Consider the following 17,063-nt stretch of genomic DNA (forward strand, 5'->3'; position numbering starts at 1 on the left):
TCGATGGCACGGACTGTTCTTCGCCTGCTGCGGGAGCTGCTGGTCTTCGTCGTGACCGGTGCGATGCCGCGGCCGCGTTGGGCCGGGGGCGACACGCTCTTCGCGAGGGCCTGTGCGGCCGCGATCGGCGCTGGGGTGTTCGGCTGGGCGTGCTACAACGACTACACGATGCTGCGGTTCGGACAGCTGTGGGCCGGCGACTGGTTCCAGGCCGGCGGATGGATCTCGTCCGCCGAGGCGCCCGCAGCCTATGCGGTCCTGAGCGTGCTCTACGCCACGATCTCGCTGGCGCCGGCCGTCTGGATCCATGCACACTTCCGGAGGAAGTGCCGCAATCGGCAGGCGGCAATCCGGCAGGTCGTCGAGGGAGGCGGTCCGGCGCCGATCGTCCGGCGCAAGCAGGACGGCTAGCTCTGCCGGCGTGGCGAGGTGCGGTTCCGACGAAGGCTTGACGTCTCGTCCGGAATGGGCTCTTCGAGGAGCATGCAGCTCACCAATCCGCCGCTCCCCCAGGGCTATTCTCCCGTCCCGCCCGGCAAGCTCGCCAACGTCGTCACCTGCCTGGAGATGCGCGAGCGTCCGCCGCGCAAGCCGGCGAGGCCGACCGAGCAGCCGCTGACGGTGGAGCGCTGGCAGCAGCCCGGCCTCGAGGACTACCGCGCGCTCTTTCGCCTGGTCGGCGAGGACTGGATGTGGACCTCGCGGCTGCTGATGGCCGACGAGACGCTCGCCGCCATACTGGCCGACCCGCAGGTCGAGGTGTACCGGCTGCACGAGGGGCGGCGGGTGCTGGGGCTGCTGGAGCTCGACTTCCGCCAGGCGGGGGAGTGCGAGCTCGCCTTCTTCGGGCTGGTGCGGGAAGCCATCGGTCAGGGCGCGGGGCGCTTCCTGATGGAGCAGGCGATCGCCAGGGCCTGGTCGCGGCCGATCGGCCGCCTCTGGGTCCACACCTGCAGCTTCGACCATCCCGGTGCCCCGGCCTTCTACCGGCGCTCGGGCTTCACCCCTTACGCCTTGATGGTCGAGGTGCACGACGATCCCCGGCACAGCGGCCACCTGCCGACGACGGCGGCGCCGCACGTGCCGTTCATCCCGCCTCAGCCGTCCAAGGGCTGAGGCCGCCTCAGTCGTCGGAAGGCTGCGGCGCGGGCGCCTTGCGGCCGAACAGGGCGCCGATCGCATCGACGAGGGCCTGGCGCTCGGTCATCAGCACCACGGCGCAGGACATGGCCAGCGGGATCAGCAGGTAGAGCAGGCGGAAGACGATCAGCGCCGCCAGCACCTCGGCCTTCGGCACTTCCGGCATGGCCAGGAGGAACACCGCCTCGAACACGCCGATGCCGCCCGGCGCATTCGACACCAGGCCGGCGCAGAACGAGGCGAGGAAGATGCCGAGCACGACGAAGTAGCCGGGATGGTTGGCCTCCGGCAGGGCGAAATAGATGATCGCCGCCGCGCCGATGATCTCGATCGGCGCCGCGAACAGCTGCCGGAAGGCGATGCCGGGCTTGGGATAGGCGATCTGGAAGGAGCCGATCTTCAGCGGCCGGAAATGCAGGAGCGCCCCGATCTGGTACAGCGCCACGAAGGCCAGCATTGCGAGGCCGATCGTCATGGCCAGGCCTTCCGGCATGGCGAACAGGCGCGAGATCAGGTTCGGCTCGAAGGTCAGCACGATGCCGCCGAGGAAGATCGAACCATAGGCGAACGTGAAGGCGCAGAAGCCGGTGACGATGGCGACCTCGCCGGCCGTCAGGCCCATGCGGCTGTAGGCGCGGTAGCGCACCACGCCGGAGGAGAGGACGGAGACGCCGATATTGTGGCCGAGCGCGTAGGCGGTGAAGGAGACGACGGAGACGACCAGCCAGGACAGCTTCTTGCCGACATGCATCAGGGCGATGCGGTCGTACCAGGCCAGCGCAGCATAGGCGAGCAGGCAGGAGGCGACGCACAGCCCGAAGGCGAGCGGCCCGCGAGCGACGATCGCCTGCCAGACGTCGCCGACCTCGACGCCCTTCAGCTCCTTGGACAGGAGGTAGATGGAGAAGACGACGGCTGCGAGACCGACGAACGGCCACACATAGTCCAGTTTGATCTTCATGCCGTGCGCCGAAGCTCCCCTGTCCGACGGCCTCCTCATGGTCCCCGCCCCACCTGTCATAAACAATGCGAACATGACGAAGGCAAGACCGCGGCCGTGCGAAGGTGACGAAAGCAAGACCGCGATGCCGGCGGCGCCCTTGCGCCGCAGGCGCGCAGCGGCGACAAGGCGGCCTGTCCCCCCAAGGAGTGCCAGGGCCATGCTGACCGAACAGATTTCCGGCGCGCAGCACGCGAGCGAGGATCCGCGCAACGACGCGATCCTGATCTCGGTGAACGGCGCGCTCGTGCCGCGCGAGCAGGCGGTGGTCTCGGTGTTCGACAGCGGCTTCGTGCTGGGCGACGGCGTCTGGGAGGGCCTGCGGCTGACGCAGGGCCGCATCCCCTTCCTCGACCGGCATCTCGACCGGCTCTGGGACGGGGCCAAGATGCTGCGCTTCGACATCGGCCTGACCAAGGCTGAGCTCGCGGCCCGGGTGTTCGACCTCGTCGAGGGCAACCGCATGCGCGACGGGGTGCATATCCGCCTGATGGTGACGCGCGGCAAGCGGCGCACGCCCTACCAGGATCCGCGCGTCGCCGAGGGCAAGGCGACGATCGTCATCATCGCGGAATGGAAGACGCCGAAGCCGGAGGTGCTGGCGCGCGGCCTCAAGCTCTTCACCGTGCATGTGCGCCGCACCGGGCCGGACACCCAGGACCAGAAGCTCAACTCCCATTCCAAGCTCAACTGCATCCTGGCCTGCATGCAGGCGACCGAGGCGGGGGCGGACGAAGGCCTGATGCTGGACGACCGCGGCCTGGTGGCGACCTGCAACTCGACGCATTTCTTCATCGTGCGCAAGGGCGAGGTCTGGACCTCGGGCGGCCAGTTCTGCCTCGGCGGCATCACCCGCGGCGCGGTGCTGCAGGCGGCGCGGGAGGCGGGGATCCCGGCCCTGGAGCGGGACTTCTCGCTGTTCGACGTCTATTCCGCCGACGAGGCCTTCTGCACCGGCACCTTCGGCGGCCTGACGCCGGTGACGATCGTCGACGGCCGGCCGATCGGGGGGGCCGGCGAGCGGACGGCCGACGACGCCTCCGGGCCGGTGACGCGGCGGCTGCGCGAGCTCTACAAGGCGCTGCAGGCGCGGGAGGCGCAGGCACGCGCCTGACCCGCGAGGGAGCGGGTCCGGTCAGGCCGGCTTGCGGGCGCGGACGTGCAGAGATGCAGGATGGAGAATTGCAGGAAGCCGTCGTGCCGCGCGCGCCGGTCCGGCATGTCCATCAGCGCCATGAGCGAGGCCGCGAGGTCGAACGCGGCGGAGCATTGCGCGTATCATTTGATGATACAAATTTGCTTGTGTCTGGTATCATATAATGATACGAACTCGTCCGTGAACAGAAGGCTCAATGATCGTCTCGACCAGGGGTAAGTTCATCGAAGCGGTCATGGCCGGCCGGGCTCCCAAGGGCTTTCCGGCCGATGTGGTTTCCGTCGCGGAGCGCAAGCTGCGCATGCTCGACAACGCGGAGGAGCTGGTCGATCTTCGTGTCCCGCCGGGCAATCGCTTGGAAGCCCTCAAGGGCGACCGCGCCGGCCGATATTCGATCCGCATAAACGACCAGTGGCGGATCTGCTTCGTCTGGACCCCGCAGGGGCCCTCGGAAGTCGAGATTGTCGACTATCACTGACCCTGCACCGCCAAGGAGGGCATCGCCATGGTCCGTCTCAATCGCAACATCCACCCTGGCGAGATCCTGCGCGAGGAGTTTCTCGTTCCCTTCGATTTGTCACCCTATGCGCTTGCCAGGGCCATCAACGTGCCGCGCACGCGGATTGAGCGGATCGTGCGGGAGGAGACTGGCGTGACCGTCGATACCGCCCTCCGCCTGTCCAAGTTCTTCGGCACGACCGCGCGGTTCTGGATGAACCTGCAGGCGTCCTACGATCTGCAAAAAGCGGAGCAAGAATCGTCCGCCGATATCGAGGCGATCAAGCCACTCACCATCGCGGCGTAGTTGACGTCGGTCATTCGACCGGCGAAGCCTCACGGGGCTTCGCCCAGTCTTGATCAAGTCGCGATTGCCGTTGCCGGCATCGATGATCGCGTTGCGGCCGGTGTTGCTCTGAATCTCGATGCGAGGCGCCATGACAAGGGCAGGCGAGGCGCAGGCGCCGTCCGGTCAGGCCGGCTTGCGGGCGCGGACGTGCAGGAAGATCGGCGCCACGCGCGTGTCGGCGACATGCGGCTCGGCCTCGGCCAGCGCCGGATCGGCGCAGGGTTCGCCGAAGCGTTCGATCACCAGCCCGGCGTCGCAGACGAGGTCCACCCATTGGCTCAGGGTGCGGTGGAAGCGCGGCACGGCGAAGGGCGCCACGGTGCGGCGTTCCTCCTGGGGGGCGGCGGTGAACCACCAGCGGTCGATCTGGCCGTCGATCGCGTCGAAATAGCCGCCGACCTCGATCGCCCGGACATGGCCGTCGGGCTCGCGCAGGGTCTTGCGGTGCGGCGGCACGAAGCAGGGATGCAGGATGGAGAATTGCAGGAAGCCGCCGGGCCGCAGCACCCGCGCGGCCTCGGCCAGCACCCGGCCCTGGTCCGGCATGTCCATCAGCGCCATGAACGACGTCACGAAGTCGAACGAGGCCGACGCGAAGGGCAGCTCCATGCCGTCCCCGACCTGGAAGCGGATGCCGAGTGGCTCGGCCGCCTCTTGGTCCAGCGCGTGACGGATGAAGGTGGGGGCGATGTCGACCGCGCGCATCCGCGCGCCGAGCCGGGCGAGCTGCCGGGTGTTCGAGCCTTCGCCGCAGCCGATGTCGAGGCCCTCCAGGCCGGCGATCGGCGGCAGCATGGCGAGGAAGGCGGGCGTGTTGAGCGCGTCGCGGTAGACGTCGTAGCCGGCGCGGGCGTGCCGGGTCCAGGTCTCGGCATTGGCCTCCCAATGCCGGGCGACTTCGGTCCGATCCATCGTCGTCCTCCTGCGGTGGGGCAGGCCCTTTAGAGGCGCTGAGGATGGATTGCAAGGGGGGCTGGTGAGGAACACATCGGCCGTCGTCAAGGTTCGACGACAGGGCCGAGGTGACGGCTCGGCTCCATGCGTTCATGCCGCACGCGGACGATCTCGACGAGGTTCGACTGGGCCTTACGATAGAAAATCACGTGGACCGGGTTTGCGACGGCTGCCTCGCCGCCGTGGTCCCGACTGTGCCTGAGATGGAAGCTGCGAAGGCCCGGCGACAAATCTGACCGGTCGACCGTCGCCCCATCCTGCGGTCGGCTTGCAACGCGTCGCATCGCAGCAGCCAGAAGCGCCTGATAGCGCGTGCGGGTTGACTGTCCCCAACGCTCCTCGCTGGTCCTCAAGATCGAGGCGATGTCGGTCTTCGCCAGAGCGGAGAGCCGATATCGCGCCATGCTGTTAATGGCCAGGTGGCGCGGCGAGGCTGTCGAGATAGGCGTCGAGGTTTGCATCCTCGACCTCGATGTAGTCGCCGCGGTCGAGCGCCTCGACGCCTGCCCGGATGCTCAGGCGCAGCCGGTCGAGCTTGAGGGCGTCCAAGGCACGCTGCTGCTGCAGTGCGCGGACCGCATCCCGCACGGCTTCGCTGGCGCTCTGATATTCGCCATTCTTCAGGACTTCCTCGATGAAGGCGTCCTGTTCAGGCGTAAGGCTGACATTCCGGGTGGGCAATGGAACCTCCACACTCTCAACCATAGGCTATCGCCCTTGGCAAGATTTGCCAACGGGGACGCAGTCGTGCGGTGGTGGTTCAGGGCGGCGATTCCGGCGCGGCGAAGCCCAGCCGGCGGCGCAGGCCGCCGATGAGGCGCGCCGGTGTCCAGGCCCGGCGCGCAGCGGCCCGGGCGTGCTGCTCGGCGAGTTGTCGCATCGTCTCCGGCTCGTAATGCATGCGGGCGAATTCGCGCAGCGTGAAGCGTCGCTCGCCGAAGGTGCCGCGGTGGGTGAAGGCGCCGTCCTCGAAGCCGAGGCCGAGGGCGCGCCGCACGGCCGGCAGGATCGGCATCTCGGTGTCGTGCGGCGGCGGCTGCGGGCGCTCGTAGTAGTCGGGCCTGAGGCGGATGCCGGTCAGCGCCTCCAGCCGGCGGAAGACGAAGCGGTAGAGCGCCGGCGTCGGGTGCGAGGGTGTCAGGAACAGGCGTTCGGTCCGGAAGCGCTCGGCCACGATATCGGAGATGGCGATGTCGACGGCGCCGGCCTGCTCGCGCTGGCGCAGCAGCTTGGTCGCCTGCTGCAAGGCCGGCTCGACCAGCTCCGCCAGGGCCTCGCCGGCTTCGAGCGCGGCGAGGAAGGACTCGAACGAGGCATGGCGGGGCGCGGCCTCGGCCAGCGCCCGGCACCACCAGCCGTCGTACCAGGGGAAGGACGCGACGGCGAATCCGGGGAAATAGCCGTTCCATTGCAGCCAGGTGAAAGCGAGGCTGCGGACGCCGCGCCCCGCGCAGGCCTCGGCGAGGGCGCGGGTGTCGTAGGCGGGCTTGCTCAGGATCGGCGTGTAGAGGACGAGGTCCTGCCCGGCGAGCCGTTCGTGAGGAAAGGGCTCGCCGCGCGCCATCAGCTCGAAGTTGAGGATGTGCTCGACCGTGAGGCCCGGCGGGCCGAAGGCCTCCAGCACCCGGCGCATGGCCTCGGCATGGCAGCCGCCATAGATCAATAGCCGCATGGCGCCTGCCCCTGCCGGTCGCCCCCGGGGGCAGGCTAGAGGCTGCGGCCAGCCGGCGCAAACGGCGCCCGCCGCTCAGAACGTCACCACCTCGGCGCTGCCGTCGGCATGGCCCACCACCATCTCGGCGGCGATGCCGACGAACAGCCCGTGCTCGACCACGCCCGGAATCTGGTTGAAGCGCGGGGCCAGCCGGTCGGGGTCGCCGATCGCCACGAGATGGCAGTCGAGGATGTAGTGAGCGCTGTCGGTCAGGATCGGCGTCTCCTCCCCGCCGCGCAGCACGATCGGCACCGCCCCATAGCCGAACTCGGAAAAGAGCTTCTGCAGCTGATGGGCGGTGTTGCGCCAGCCGAAGCGGATCACCTCGATCGGCAGGGGGAAGCGGCCGAGCCGCTCGACGATCTTGCTGTCGTCGGCGATGCAGACCATGCGGCGGGAGGCGCGCGCCACCATCTTCTCCCACAAGAGGCAGGCGCCGCCGCCCTTGATCATCCGGCCGGAGCGGTCGACCTCGTCCGGCCCGTCGAGCGTGATCTCCAGCTCCGTCACGTCGTTGAGGTCGAGCAGCGGCACGCCGGCCTCCAGCGCCACCTCGCGCGTGGCGTTCGAGGTCGGCACGCCGGCGATGCGCAGGCCCTGGCGCACCTCCTCGCCGAGCGCGCGGACGAACCAGTGGGAGGTCGTGCCCGAGCCGAGGCCGATCCGCATGTCGTTCCTGAGATAGGTGGCGATGGCCTTGCGGCCGGCGGCGATCTTGGCCTTGTCCTGCTCGGTCCTGGGCTGCAGCACGGGTGTCTTGCTCCTCATCTTGCGGGTCAGTCCATGAACTTCTCGGTCAGCCAGGGGTCGAGCGCCGTGAGGTTGTCCGGCATGCGCCGTCCCTGCTTCAGGCCGATCGCGACGACCAGCATGTTGATGACGAGGAAGTGGTTCAGCCGCGCGGTGAGCGGCGTGTAGAGCTCGCTGTGCTCGTAGCGGGGCACGGCGATGACGGTGTCGCAGGTCCGCGCCAGATGCGACTGCGGCGCGGTGATCGCGATCGTCGCCACGCCGTTCTCGCGCGCCTGCGCAGCGACGCTCACCAGGGTCCGCGTCGCGCCGGAATGGGAGAAGAACACGGCGGCCTCGTCGCTGCGCAGCGTCGGGGCGAGCAGCATCTGGCGCTGGGAATCGAACACGGTGCGGCAGTGCAGGCCCAGGCGGAACAGCTTGTGCTCGGCATCGAAGGCCACGGTCTCGGAGATGCCGAGGCCGAGCAGGAAGACGGCGCGCGCGCTCAGCATGGCGTCGGCCGCCCGCTCCACCGCGTCGGCATCGACGTCGCTGGCGAAGCGCTTGATGGCGTTCATCGAGTTGGTCAGGATCTTGTCGACGGCCTCAGCAACGCTGTCGCCGGCCTCGATGGCGCGGTGGACGAAGGGCGGTTCCGGCGAGAGGCCTTGGGCCAGGCGGACCTTGAACTCGGGATAGCCGTTGCAGCCGAGCCGCCGGCAGAAGCGCAGGATGGTGGGATCGCTGACGTCGGCGGCCTTCTTCAGGTCCACCATGCTCATGGTGATGATGGCTTCCGGCTGCTTCAGGATGGCTTCGGCGAGGCGCAGCTCCGCCTTGCTGAGGCTGTCGCGGATCTTGGCCACTTGCTTGAGCATGCGGGTGCCTCAGGTCGCGCCGGCGGGGCCGGGCAGCAGGTCGGCGAAGCGGGTGAGGCGCATGCCGTCCGCCACCGCGACGTCGCGGCCCGTGCCCCAGTCGACGATGCGGCAGCGGATTCCGGCCGCGGCGGCGCAGTCGCGGTCGATGCCGGTGTCGCCGACGAAGACGGTCTCGTCCGGCCCGACGCCGAGCGCGGCGACGGTGTGCAGCAGCGGCCGCGGGTCGGGCTTGGTGTAGGGCGTGGTATCGGCCCCGACGACCACCGAGATCAGGGGAAGCAGGCCGAGGCGGTCCAGCACGATCTCCGCCAGCTCCTGCTGCTTGTTGGTGCACACGCCGAGGCGGATGCCCGCGGCGTGCAGCGTCGCCAGCGCCGGGCCGGCATCGGCATAGAGCCGCGAGTTTTCCACGGGGTTGGCGCGGTAATAGGCGAGGTAGCGCGCCACGTCCGCGTCGAGGTTGGCGGCGTCGACGCCGAGCGCGGCATAGAGCTTGAGCACGAGCGTGCGCGCCCCCTCGCCGATGAAGCGCTCGATGAAGGACACGTCCTGGGCCGGAACGTCCCGGTCGGCGAGCAGGCGGTTGATCGCGAGCGCGATGTCTGGGGCGCTGTCGACCAGCGTGCCGTCGAGATCGAAAATGGCTGCTTTCATGCCGAGGCCTTTGCGTCGGGCAGCATCGCAAGTTCCGCGAAGGTCGCCCGCAGGGTCGCATAGAGCGATTTGTGGATGGGGTGGATGGCGTCGTAAACCCGAGCGCGGCCGGGGTCGGGGTCGACGCGTCCGGTCTCGTGCACCACCCCGACCGCCGCGTCCAGGCTCGGCCAATGCCCCGCCCCGACGCCGGCCAGCAGCGCCGCGCCGAAGGCGCCGCCTTCCGACGCGCCGGAGACGGTCGCCACCGGCCGGCCGGCGACGTCGGCGAGGAGCTCGAGCCAGACGCGGGACGCGGTGGCGCCGCCCGAGGCGCGGAGCCGGTCGCAGGCCAGGCCCGCCTCGGCGAAGAGATCGAGAATGGCCCGCATGTTGAGCAGCGCGCCTTCCATCACCGCCCGCGCCATGTGGCCGAGCCCGTGGCCGCGCGTCAGGCCGACCCAGGCACCGCGGCCGTCCGGCGCCACATGCGGGCAGCGCTCGCCCATGAGATAGGGCAGGAACATCAGGCCCGCCGCGCCGGCCGGGGCGGATCCGGCGAGCGCGGCCAGCCGGTCGAAGCCGAGCTCGCCATGGGCCAGCGGCTCCAGCGTCTCCTTCAGCCATTGGAACGAGCCGCCGGCATTGAGCGAGACGCCCATCACGTGCCAGCGGTCCGGCGCGTTGCCGCAGGAGACCTGCACCAGCCCGCCGGGATTGTCCGGGCAGCGGCGGGCCGCGCCGCCGACGATGCCCGCCGTGCCGATGGTGATGCCGATGCTGCCCGCCTCGACGATACCCTGCGACGTGGTCTGCAGCACGGAGTCGCCGCCGCCGGCCACCACCGGCAGGCCGGCGGGCAGGCCCCAGGCGGCTGCGACCTCGGGCGCGAGGCCGCCGGTGACCTCGGTGGACTCGAACACATCAGGCACCTGCTCGTCCGTGAGCCCGGCCGCGGCGAGCAGCTCGGGCGACCATCGGCGGCGGCGCACGTCCAGGAGGCCGGTCCCGGAGGCATCGGAGACGTCGGTGGCATGCACGCCGGTCATGCGCAGGCGCAGATAGTCCTTGGGATTGAGGAAGCGGCGCATGCGGGCGAAGGCGTCCGGCTCGTGCTCGGCCAGCCACAGGAATTTGCCGCCGGTGAAGCCCGGCAACATGCGGTTGCTCGACAGGGCGAGCAGCGCGGGCAGGCCGCCGACCCGCCTGGTGAGGGCCTGGCATTGCGGCGCGGCGCGCTGGTCGCACCACAGCATGGCCGGGCGGATCACGCGGTCCTCTTCGTCGAGCGGCACCAGCCCGTGCATCTGCCCGGTGAGGCCGATCGCCTCGACGCAATGGGCGCCGAGCTGCGCGGTCACGGCCGAGACCGTGGCCGCGGCCGCCTGCCACCACAGCTCGGGGTCCTGCTCCGCCCAGCCGGGACGCGGCGTGACCAGGGGATAGTCCGCGCTGGCGTGGGCCACGACCGCGCCGTCGGCGTCGAGCGCCAGGGTCTTGCAGGTCGACGTGCCGATGTCGATGCCGATGAAGCAGGGACGGGCGGTCATGGCGGCTCTCTCCCTCCGTCAGGCGCCGTGGCGGATCCGCACGTGCTTGAGCTGCAGGTAGCCCTCCATGCCCTCGCGTCCGTGCTCGGAGCCGATGCCGCTCTTGCGCCGCCCGCCATAGGGCGCGTTGATGGTGCCGGCGTCGACGGTGTTGATCGCGACGCTGCCGAAGGACAGGCGCCGCCCGAGGGCGAAGATCTCGCCGGCATCGCGCGCATAGGCATAGGCGGCCAGGCCATAGGGGGAGGCGTTGGCGAGGGCGACGGCTTCGTCCAGCGTGTCGCAGGCGCTGACCCCGACCACGGGGCCGAAGGTCTCGGCCTGCATCACCAGCATGTCCGGCGTGCAGTCGGCCAGCACGGTCGGCTCGTAGAAATGGCCGACGGGGCGGCCCTCCGGGCGCCGGCCGCCGCAGGCCAGCCGCGCGCCCTTGGCGAGGGCGTCCTCGACATGGCCGCGGACCTTGGCCAGGCCCGCGGCATTGGTCATCGGGCCGAGGTCGGCGGCCGGGTCGTCGATGCCGTCGGCGATGACGAGGCGGCGCGTCGCCGCGACGAGGTCGGCGACGAAGCGCTCGTAGTGCGGGCGGTGGACATAGATGCGGTTGATGGCGATGCAGACCTGGCCCATGTTGCGGAAGCTGCGGCGCACCGCGCCCTTGACCGCGGCGTCGAGATCGGCGCTGGGCGCCACGATCAGCGGGCAGTTGCCGCCGAGCTCGAGCGACACCGACTTGATGCCGCCCATGGTGCGGAAGATCGCCTCGCCCACCGCGAGCGACCCGGTGAAGGCGATCTTGTCCACGTCGGGATGCGACACCAGCGCCTGGCCGGTGCGGCCGTCGCCGATGACGAGGTTGACGACGCCCGGCGGCAGGCCGGCCTCGTGCAGGCAATCGATCACGCCGATGGCCGAGAGCGGCGTCCATTCCGAGGGCTTGACCACCAGCGTGCAGCCGGCGGCGAGGCCGGCGCCGAGCTTCCAGCCGATCAGCTCGACCGGATAGTTCCAGGGCGCGATCGCCGCGGCGACGCCGATCGGCTCCTTCTCCACCAGGCTGAGATGGCCGGCCTCCTCGTTCGGCGCGGTGTAGCCGAGGATGCGCACGGCTTCCTCGGCATAGTAGCCGAAGGTCTTGGCGAGCTTGTCGACCTCGCCGAGCGCCTCGTTGAGCGGCTTGCCCTGCTCTCGGGTCATGGCACGGGCGATCGGCTCGCGGGCGGCGGCGACGCGGCCGGCCGCCCGGCGCAGGATCTCGGCACGGCGATGCGGGCCGAGGTCGCGCCAGGCGGGAAAGGCCTGCCGCGCCGCTGCGACGGCCTGGTCGACCAGGGCCGCGCCGGATTGCGGGACGCGGGCGATCACCGCCTCCGTGGCGGGATTGGCCACGTCGAGCCATTCCGTCACGCCCTCCGCGGTCCAGCGGCCGTCGATATAGTTCGCGTGGGTCTTCACGTCCGTCATGCCGGGCCTCGGGACAGGGGATGCGCTCGACCGCCGCGACGCGGGACGGGAGAGCGGCTGTTCGGCGCAAGCGCCACCATGTCTAGAAAAACTACGTCGTTTGGCAAGTTCATCGTTGCCGCCATCGCGTCACCGCCCGGCCGACATGCGCACGCGGACGGCGTCGATGGCGACGGCGACGAAGATCATCAGCCCGCCGATCATGCCGACATAGAAGGAGGGGAAGCTGACCACGGCCAGGCCCGCCTGGATGACGGTCAGCAGCAGCACGCCGCCGAGGATGCCGACGACCGAGCCGCGCCCGCCGAACACGCTGACCCCGCCGATGATCGGCGCGGCGATGGAATAGAGCAGGAAGCCCTCGCCCTGGTTGGAGGTGATCGCCATCTGCCAGGCCGCCAGGAGGTAGCCGGCAATGCCGGCCAGCAGGCCCGAGACGGTGAAGGCGATGATCTTGATGCGCTCGACGCGGATGCCGGCCGCGGCGGAGGCGGCCGCGTTGCCGCCGACGGCATAGATGCTGCGGCCGAGCACGGTGCGCCGCAGCATGACGGCGACCGCCGCCAGGCAGGCGACGAAGACGAGCGGCATGATCGGCCAGGTGGCGATGGAGGCCTGCCCGATCCAGGTATAGGCGTCGGGCATGTTGGCGATGGTGTTGCCTTCGGTGATCGCCAGCAGCGCGCCCTGGAGGATGATCATCATCGCCAGGGTCTCGATCAGCGACACCATGCGCAGGCGCGTCACGCACAGCCCGTTGAACAGGCCGACCGCGGCGCCGGCCGCGATGCCGATGAGGATGCCGGCCCACCAGGGCGCGCCGTGGCCGATCGCCAGCGCGCCGAGGACGGAGGAGAAGCCCATGTTGGCGGCGATCGACAGGTCGATCTCGGCGACCAGCAGCGGCAGCGAGATGGCGAGGGCGAGCAGCCCCAGCACCGTCGCCTGCACCATGATGTTCTGCATGTTGTTGATCGTGAAGAAATAAGGATTGAACAGCCCGAAGATCACGATCAGGCCCAGCAGCCAGAACCACACGACGTTCTGCAGGAGCCAGTGCAGCGTCGCAGCCCGGCCGCTGCGGCCGGGACGGCCGGACGCCGCATCCCGGATTGCGGATCCGGCCTCGAGGGAGGCTCCGTCGGTCATGGCTGGCTGGCTCCCTTGCCGGCGCCGGCGCTGCGGTCGAAGGCCGCGGCGCGCAGGCGCTCCTTGGTGATGTCGGACCCGGTGAGGCTTTCCACGATCGACCCGCCGGAGAAGACGCAGACCCGGTCCACCACCCGCACCATCTCGTCGAGGTCGGTGGTGATGATGATCACGCTCATGCCCTGCGCCGTCAGGGCGTCGATCTGCCGGTGCACGTCCTCCTTGACCCCGACGTCGATGCCGCGCGTCGGCTCGTCGAGGACGAGCAGCCCGGGGCTGGTGGCGATGACGCGACCCAGGCAGACCTTCTGCTGGTTGCCGCCGCTGAGGGCGTCGGCCGGCGTCTGCGGACCCGGCGCCTTGATGCCCATGCGCCGGAAGACGGCATGGGCGGTCTCCTCCTCGCGGCGCATGTCGATCCAGCCCAGAGAGGAGAGGGCGTCCAGGCTCGACATCACCAGGTTGTCGCGGATCGAGCGGATGCCGACGAGGCCGTCGCGCCGCCGGTCGTCGGAGAGATAGGCGATGCCGGCACGGAAGGCCTCGCGCGGGTCGCGCGGCATCGGCGCGGCGCCGGACGCGCCCGGCACGAAGACGCTGCCGGATCGCGCCGGGCCGGACGCGTCCGGCACGAAGACGCTGCCGGATCGCGCCGGGGGGAAGCCGAACAGGCAGCGGGCGAAGTCCTTGGCGCCGGAGCCGGGCAGCCCGGCGAAGCCGACGATCTCGCCGGGCGCGATGGCGAAGTCCGCCACGGCGACGCCGGGCGCGCGCACGTCGCGGAACTGGAAGCCGCCTTCGCGCGGCAGGCTCTGCGGGGAGCGCCTGACGCGGTGGAACAGCGCAAGGTCGCGGCCGAGCACCATTTCCGAGAGCCGGTCGGAATCGAGCCGGCCGACGTCGCTGCTCTCACCGGCGAGGGCGCCGTCGCGCAGCACCGACACGGCGTCGCAGATCTCGAGGATCTCCTCGTTGTAGTGCGAGATGAAGACGAAGGTGACGCCTCGGGCCTTGAGCTCGCGCATGAAGTCGAAGAGCCGGTTGCGATCGGCGACGGTCAGCGACGTGGTCGGCTCGTCCAGGATGATCACCTCGCCGCCGCTGAACAGGGCGCGCAGGATGTTCAGCTTGCGCTTTTCCACGGCACCGAGCCCGCCGGCCGGCGCATCGGGGGCGATGCCGGCGCCCTCGAGCATGCGCGTCGCCTCGCGCCGCAGCGCCCTGCGGTCGATGAAGCCGCGGCGCGCCGGCCAGCGGCCGAGCAGCAGGTTGTCCTCGACGCTGAGCTGGTCGACGATCATCGGCTCCTGCGTGACCAGGAACACGCCCGACCGCTCCATGCTCTTGACGTCCTGGCCCGCGACCTGGCGGTCGCCGAGCCAGATCTGGCCACTGGTCGGCGTGCGCATGCCCGAGATCAGGCCGACCAGCGTGCTCTTGCCCGCGCCATTCTCGCCGAGCAGGCCGTGGATGCTGCCGCGGCGGACCGAGAGCGAGACGCCCTTGAGCGCCTGCACGCCGCCATAGGTCTTGACCAGGCCCTCGGCCCGCAGGACGACCTCGGCCGGGGCGCCGGCCGGCTGGCGCGCCGCCGGCGTCACGGCCGGCCTCCGCGGCGCGGGCCCGGCGGACCCTGCCGGCCGGCCGGCGGAGCGGGGGGGCGTCCATCGGCCGGGCGGGCGCCGTGCCGCAGGGGAGAGCGGGCAGGCGCCGCGCCGGCGCGGCCCCGCGCTGCGCCGGACGGGAGGAGCGGCAGGCTCATTTGTAGCGCAGGCCCCAGTCGTTATAGGCGATGTTGCCCCACATGCGCTTGTCGTCGACATTGCTCTTGTCGATGATGAAGGGGGCGATGATGAGCGAGGGGCCGGTGATGGAATCGGTGATCACGGCCCGCTCCCAGAAATATTTCTTGTTCTCATAAGGGCCGATCGGCACCGGCTGCTGCTTCATCGCATATTTGGCCAGCATCTCGACGGTGATCTCGGCATAGGCGATCGGATCCTGCGCCACCGAGGCGTCCATGTGGCCCTCGCGGATCCATTGATGGGCGATCGGCTCGCCGTCGATGTTGACGAAGATGACGTGGCCGTCCTCGCCCACCGTCTTCCAGCGGTTCTTCTGCTGCAGGGCGGTGACGATGCCGCGCGAGGGCGTGTCGCTCGGGGCGTGCACGGCGTCGAGGTCGGGGACCTCGGCGAGGGTGGCGAGCGTCACCGCCTGCATCTTGTCGATCTTGCCCTCGGTCGGACGGCTGAACAGCTTGACGTCGGGATATTTCTGCATGGTCGCCTCGAACCCCTCCTTGCGCAGGCGCCAGGCGACGCTCTGCAAGGCGCCGTAGCAGTTCAGCACCGTGCCCTTGGCCGAGCCGTGCTTGGCGGTGAGGAGCTTGACGATCTGCTCGGCGGCCATGGCGCCGCCCTGATAGTTGTCGAAGTCGACGGTGACCGCCACCTGGCCGTCGAGGGCGGGCGTGTCGATGATACCGACGGGGATGTTCTTGGCGTTGTAGCGCTTGATGGCGCTGGCGATGGCCTGGCTGTCGATCGGGTCGGAGATGATGGCGGCCGGGTTCTTCAGGAGCAGGTTCTGCCACTGCTCCAGCTGGCGGGTGTTGTCGAAATTGGCGTTGACGGCCTGGAACTCCCAGCCCTGCGCCTCGACCGCGCGCTTGACCGCCTCTTCCTGGGCGACGAAGAAATAATAGTCGAGGCTCTTGTTGCTGTAGGGCACGAAGGGCTTGGCCTGGGCGAGCGCAGCGCGCGCGCCGCCGGCCAGGGCGATGCCGGCAGCCGCTGCGCCCTTCAGGAAGGCACGGCGGGACGATCGGAAAAGCTCCGCTGACATGATGTTTCCTCCGATTTGAGCGGTTGTCTCGCTCACGGCCGATCCGGGCGGCCTGTTGTAGTTTGACTATCTAGTTTTTCTACGTTTTCGGAATCGTGTCAAGCGCTCCTGCCGGCGCGGGGCGGGCCGAGCGGCGCCGCGCAAACGAAAATGGCCGGGGAAGGCCCGGCCACGGCGCTCATTTCGGAGGAGGGGGGACTTCAGACGGCCATGCGCACGTCGTCGTCATGGGGCTCGCGCAGCACGTAGCCGCGGCCCCAGACGGTCTCGATGTAGTTCTTGCCGGCAGTGGCGTTGGCCAGCTTCTTGCGCAGCTTGCAGATGAAGACGTCGATGATCTTCAGCTCCGGCTCGTCCATGCCGCCATAGAGATGGTTGAGGAACATCTCCTTGGTGAGCGTCGTGCCCTTGCGCAGCGAGAGCAGCTCCAGCATCTGGTATTCCTTGCCGGTCAGATGCACGCGGTTGCCGGAGACTTCCACGGTCTTGGTGTCGAGGTTGACGATGAGGTCGCCGGTGGCGATCACCGACTGGGCATGGCCCTTGGAGCGGCGGACGATGGCGTGGATGCGGGCGACCAGCTCGTCCTTGTGGAAGGGCTTGGTCAGGTAGTCGTCGGCGCCGAAGCCCAGGCCCTTGACCTTGTCCTCGATGCCGGCGAGGCCGGACAGGATCAGGATCGGCGTCTTCACCTTGGCCACGCGCAGGGAGCGCAGCACCTCGTAGCCCGACATGTCGGGCAGGTTCAGATCGAGGAGGATGATGTCGTAGTCATAGAGCTTGCCCAGATCGACGCCTTCCTCCCCGAGGTCGGTCGTGTAGACGTTGAAGCTCTCCGACTTGAGCATCAGTTCGATGCTCTGTGCCGTCGCGCTGTCGTCTTCGATCAGAAGTACGCGCATCTCAATCCCCCACCGCGGCCCCGAGGGTCGCCAGTCCGGCCGCAACTCGCGGACGGAACGGTGAATCCGCCTCGACGATGATTACCGGCAACGC

The 17,063-nt window shown here is 69.6% G+C and carries 19 protein-coding genes; 5 read left to right on the plus strand and 14 right to left on the minus strand.

Translation table 11 applies throughout. The features are described from left to right. Window positions 1-3: 3 nt before the first annotated feature. Window positions 4-411 carry a hypothetical protein gene (locus QO011_RS21650; RefSeq protein ID WP_307276254.1) on the plus strand — a complete coding sequence of 136 codons (408 nt, stop codon included), beginning with the start codon at window positions 4-6 and terminating at the stop codon, window positions 409-411. A 72-nt stretch (window positions 412-483) separates the two neighbouring features. After that, the gene (locus QO011_RS21655; protein ID WP_307276256.1) at window positions 484-1,116 is read left to right on the plus strand and encodes a GNAT family N-acetyltransferase; all 633 of its coding nucleotides are present in this window, start codon (window positions 484-486) and stop codon (window positions 1,114-1,116) included. Between the two features lie 7 nt (window positions 1,117-1,123). On the opposite strand, the gene QO011_RS21660 is transcribed toward QO011_RS21655, so the two are convergent. Then, window positions 1,124-2,101 carry a lysylphosphatidylglycerol synthase domain-containing protein gene (locus QO011_RS21660; RefSeq protein WP_307276259.1) on the minus strand — a complete coding sequence of 326 codons (978 nt, stop codon included), beginning with the start codon at window positions 2,099-2,101 and terminating at the stop codon, window positions 1,124-1,126. Window positions 2,102-2,300: 199 nt separating this feature from the next. On the opposite strand from QO011_RS21660, the gene QO011_RS21665 reads away from it, so the two are divergent. The 3 genes from QO011_RS21665 to QO011_RS21675 all read left to right on the plus strand — a co-directional run bounded on the left by QO011_RS21665 (window position 2,301) and on the right by QO011_RS21675 (window position 4,101). Further along, entirely contained in the window at window positions 2,301-3,254 is a 954-nt protein-coding gene (locus QO011_RS21665; protein WP_307276261.1) for an aminotransferase class IV, read from the plus strand. Between the two features lie 238 nt (window positions 3,255-3,492). Further along, the gene (locus QO011_RS21670; protein WP_307276263.1) at window positions 3,493-3,774 is read left to right on the plus strand and encodes a type II toxin-antitoxin system RelE/ParE family toxin; all 282 of its coding nucleotides are present in this window, start codon (window positions 3,493-3,495) and stop codon (window positions 3,772-3,774) included. 27 nt (window positions 3,775-3,801) lie between these two features. After that, window positions 3,802-4,101: a HigA family addiction module antitoxin gene (locus tag QO011_RS21675; protein ID WP_307276266.1), complete on the plus strand. Its 300-nt coding sequence runs from the start codon at window positions 3,802-3,804 to the stop codon at window positions 4,099-4,101. Between the two features lie 165 nt (window positions 4,102-4,266). Here the strand turns inward: QO011_RS21675 and QO011_RS21680 are convergent, their stop codons facing one another. The 13 genes from QO011_RS21680 to ctrA all read right to left on the minus strand — a co-directional run bounded on the left by QO011_RS21680 (window position 4,267) and on the right by ctrA (window position 16,969). After that, on the minus strand, window positions 4,267-5,055 hold the full coding sequence (locus tag QO011_RS21680; protein WP_307276269.1) for a class I SAM-dependent methyltransferase: 789 nt from the start codon (window positions 5,053-5,055) through the stop codon (window positions 4,267-4,269). 86 nt (window positions 5,056-5,141) lie between these two features. Continuing rightward, window positions 5,142-5,558, minus strand: a complete 417-nt coding sequence (locus tag QO011_RS21685) for a type II toxin-antitoxin system RelE/ParE family toxin (protein WP_307276273.1) — start codon at window positions 5,556-5,558, stop codon at window positions 5,142-5,144. After that, entirely contained in the window at window positions 5,506-5,778 is a 273-nt protein-coding gene (locus QO011_RS21690) for a type II toxin-antitoxin system ParD family antitoxin (RefSeq protein WP_307276275.1), read from the minus strand. Before QO011_RS21690 ends, QO011_RS21685 begins: the two co-directional genes overlap by 53 nt. A 79-nt stretch (window positions 5,779-5,857) precedes the next feature. Further along, window positions 5,858-6,769 (minus strand): WcbI family polysaccharide biosynthesis putative acetyltransferase, encoded by a 912-nt coding sequence (locus QO011_RS21695; protein ID WP_307276277.1) that lies wholly within the window; start codon window positions 6,767-6,769, stop codon window positions 5,858-5,860. 75 nt (window positions 6,770-6,844) lie between these two features. Further along, complete coding sequence (rpiA, locus tag QO011_RS21700; protein ID WP_307276280.1) at window positions 6,845-7,579, minus strand: ribose-5-phosphate isomerase RpiA; 735 nt, start codon at window positions 7,577-7,579, stop codon at window positions 6,845-6,847. Window positions 7,580-7,587: 8 nt separating this feature from the next. Continuing rightward, window positions 7,588-8,421: a MurR/RpiR family transcriptional regulator gene (locus QO011_RS21705; protein WP_307276282.1), complete on the minus strand. Its 834-nt coding sequence runs from the start codon at window positions 8,419-8,421 to the stop codon at window positions 7,588-7,590. Between the two features lie 9 nt (window positions 8,422-8,430). Then, on the minus strand, window positions 8,431-9,078 hold the full coding sequence (locus QO011_RS21710) for an HAD family hydrolase (protein WP_307276284.1): 648 nt from the start codon (window positions 9,076-9,078) through the stop codon (window positions 8,431-8,433). Then, on the minus strand, window positions 9,075-10,607 hold the full coding sequence (xylB, locus tag QO011_RS21715; RefSeq protein ID WP_307276286.1) for a xylulokinase: 1,533 nt from the start codon (window positions 10,605-10,607) through the stop codon (window positions 9,075-9,077). Before xylB ends, QO011_RS21710 begins: the two co-directional genes overlap by 4 nt. An 18-nt stretch (window positions 10,608-10,625) precedes the next feature. Beyond that, complete coding sequence (locus QO011_RS21720; protein ID WP_307276288.1) at window positions 10,626-12,071, minus strand: aldehyde dehydrogenase family protein; 1,446 nt, start codon at window positions 12,069-12,071, stop codon at window positions 10,626-10,628. Window positions 12,072-12,200: 129 nt separating this feature from the next. Next, window positions 12,201-13,220: an ABC transporter permease gene (locus QO011_RS21725; RefSeq protein ID WP_307276291.1), complete on the minus strand. Its 1,020-nt coding sequence runs from the start codon at window positions 13,218-13,220 to the stop codon at window positions 12,201-12,203. After that, the gene (locus tag QO011_RS21730; RefSeq protein ID WP_307276294.1) at window positions 13,217-14,821 is read right to left on the minus strand and encodes a sugar ABC transporter ATP-binding protein; all 1,605 of its coding nucleotides are present in this window, start codon (window positions 14,819-14,821) and stop codon (window positions 13,217-13,219) included. The genes QO011_RS21725 and QO011_RS21730 overlap by 4 nt, the downstream gene beginning before the upstream one ends. Before the next feature lie 157 nt (window positions 14,822-14,978). Beyond that, window positions 14,979-16,067: a sugar ABC transporter substrate-binding protein gene (locus QO011_RS21735; RefSeq protein ID WP_307276297.1), complete on the minus strand. Its 1,089-nt coding sequence runs from the start codon at window positions 16,065-16,067 to the stop codon at window positions 14,979-14,981. A gap of 200 nt (window positions 16,068-16,267) precedes the next feature. Further along, window positions 16,268-16,969: a response regulator transcription factor CtrA gene (gene ctrA / locus QO011_RS21740; RefSeq protein WP_307276300.1), complete on the minus strand. Its 702-nt coding sequence runs from the start codon at window positions 16,967-16,969 to the stop codon at window positions 16,268-16,270. Between the last annotated feature and the right edge of the window lie 94 nt (window positions 16,970-17,063).

Source organism: Labrys wisconsinensis (assembly GCF_030814995.1).
Taxonomy (GTDB): domain Bacteria; phylum Pseudomonadota; class Alphaproteobacteria; order Rhizobiales; family Labraceae; genus Labrys; species Labrys wisconsinensis.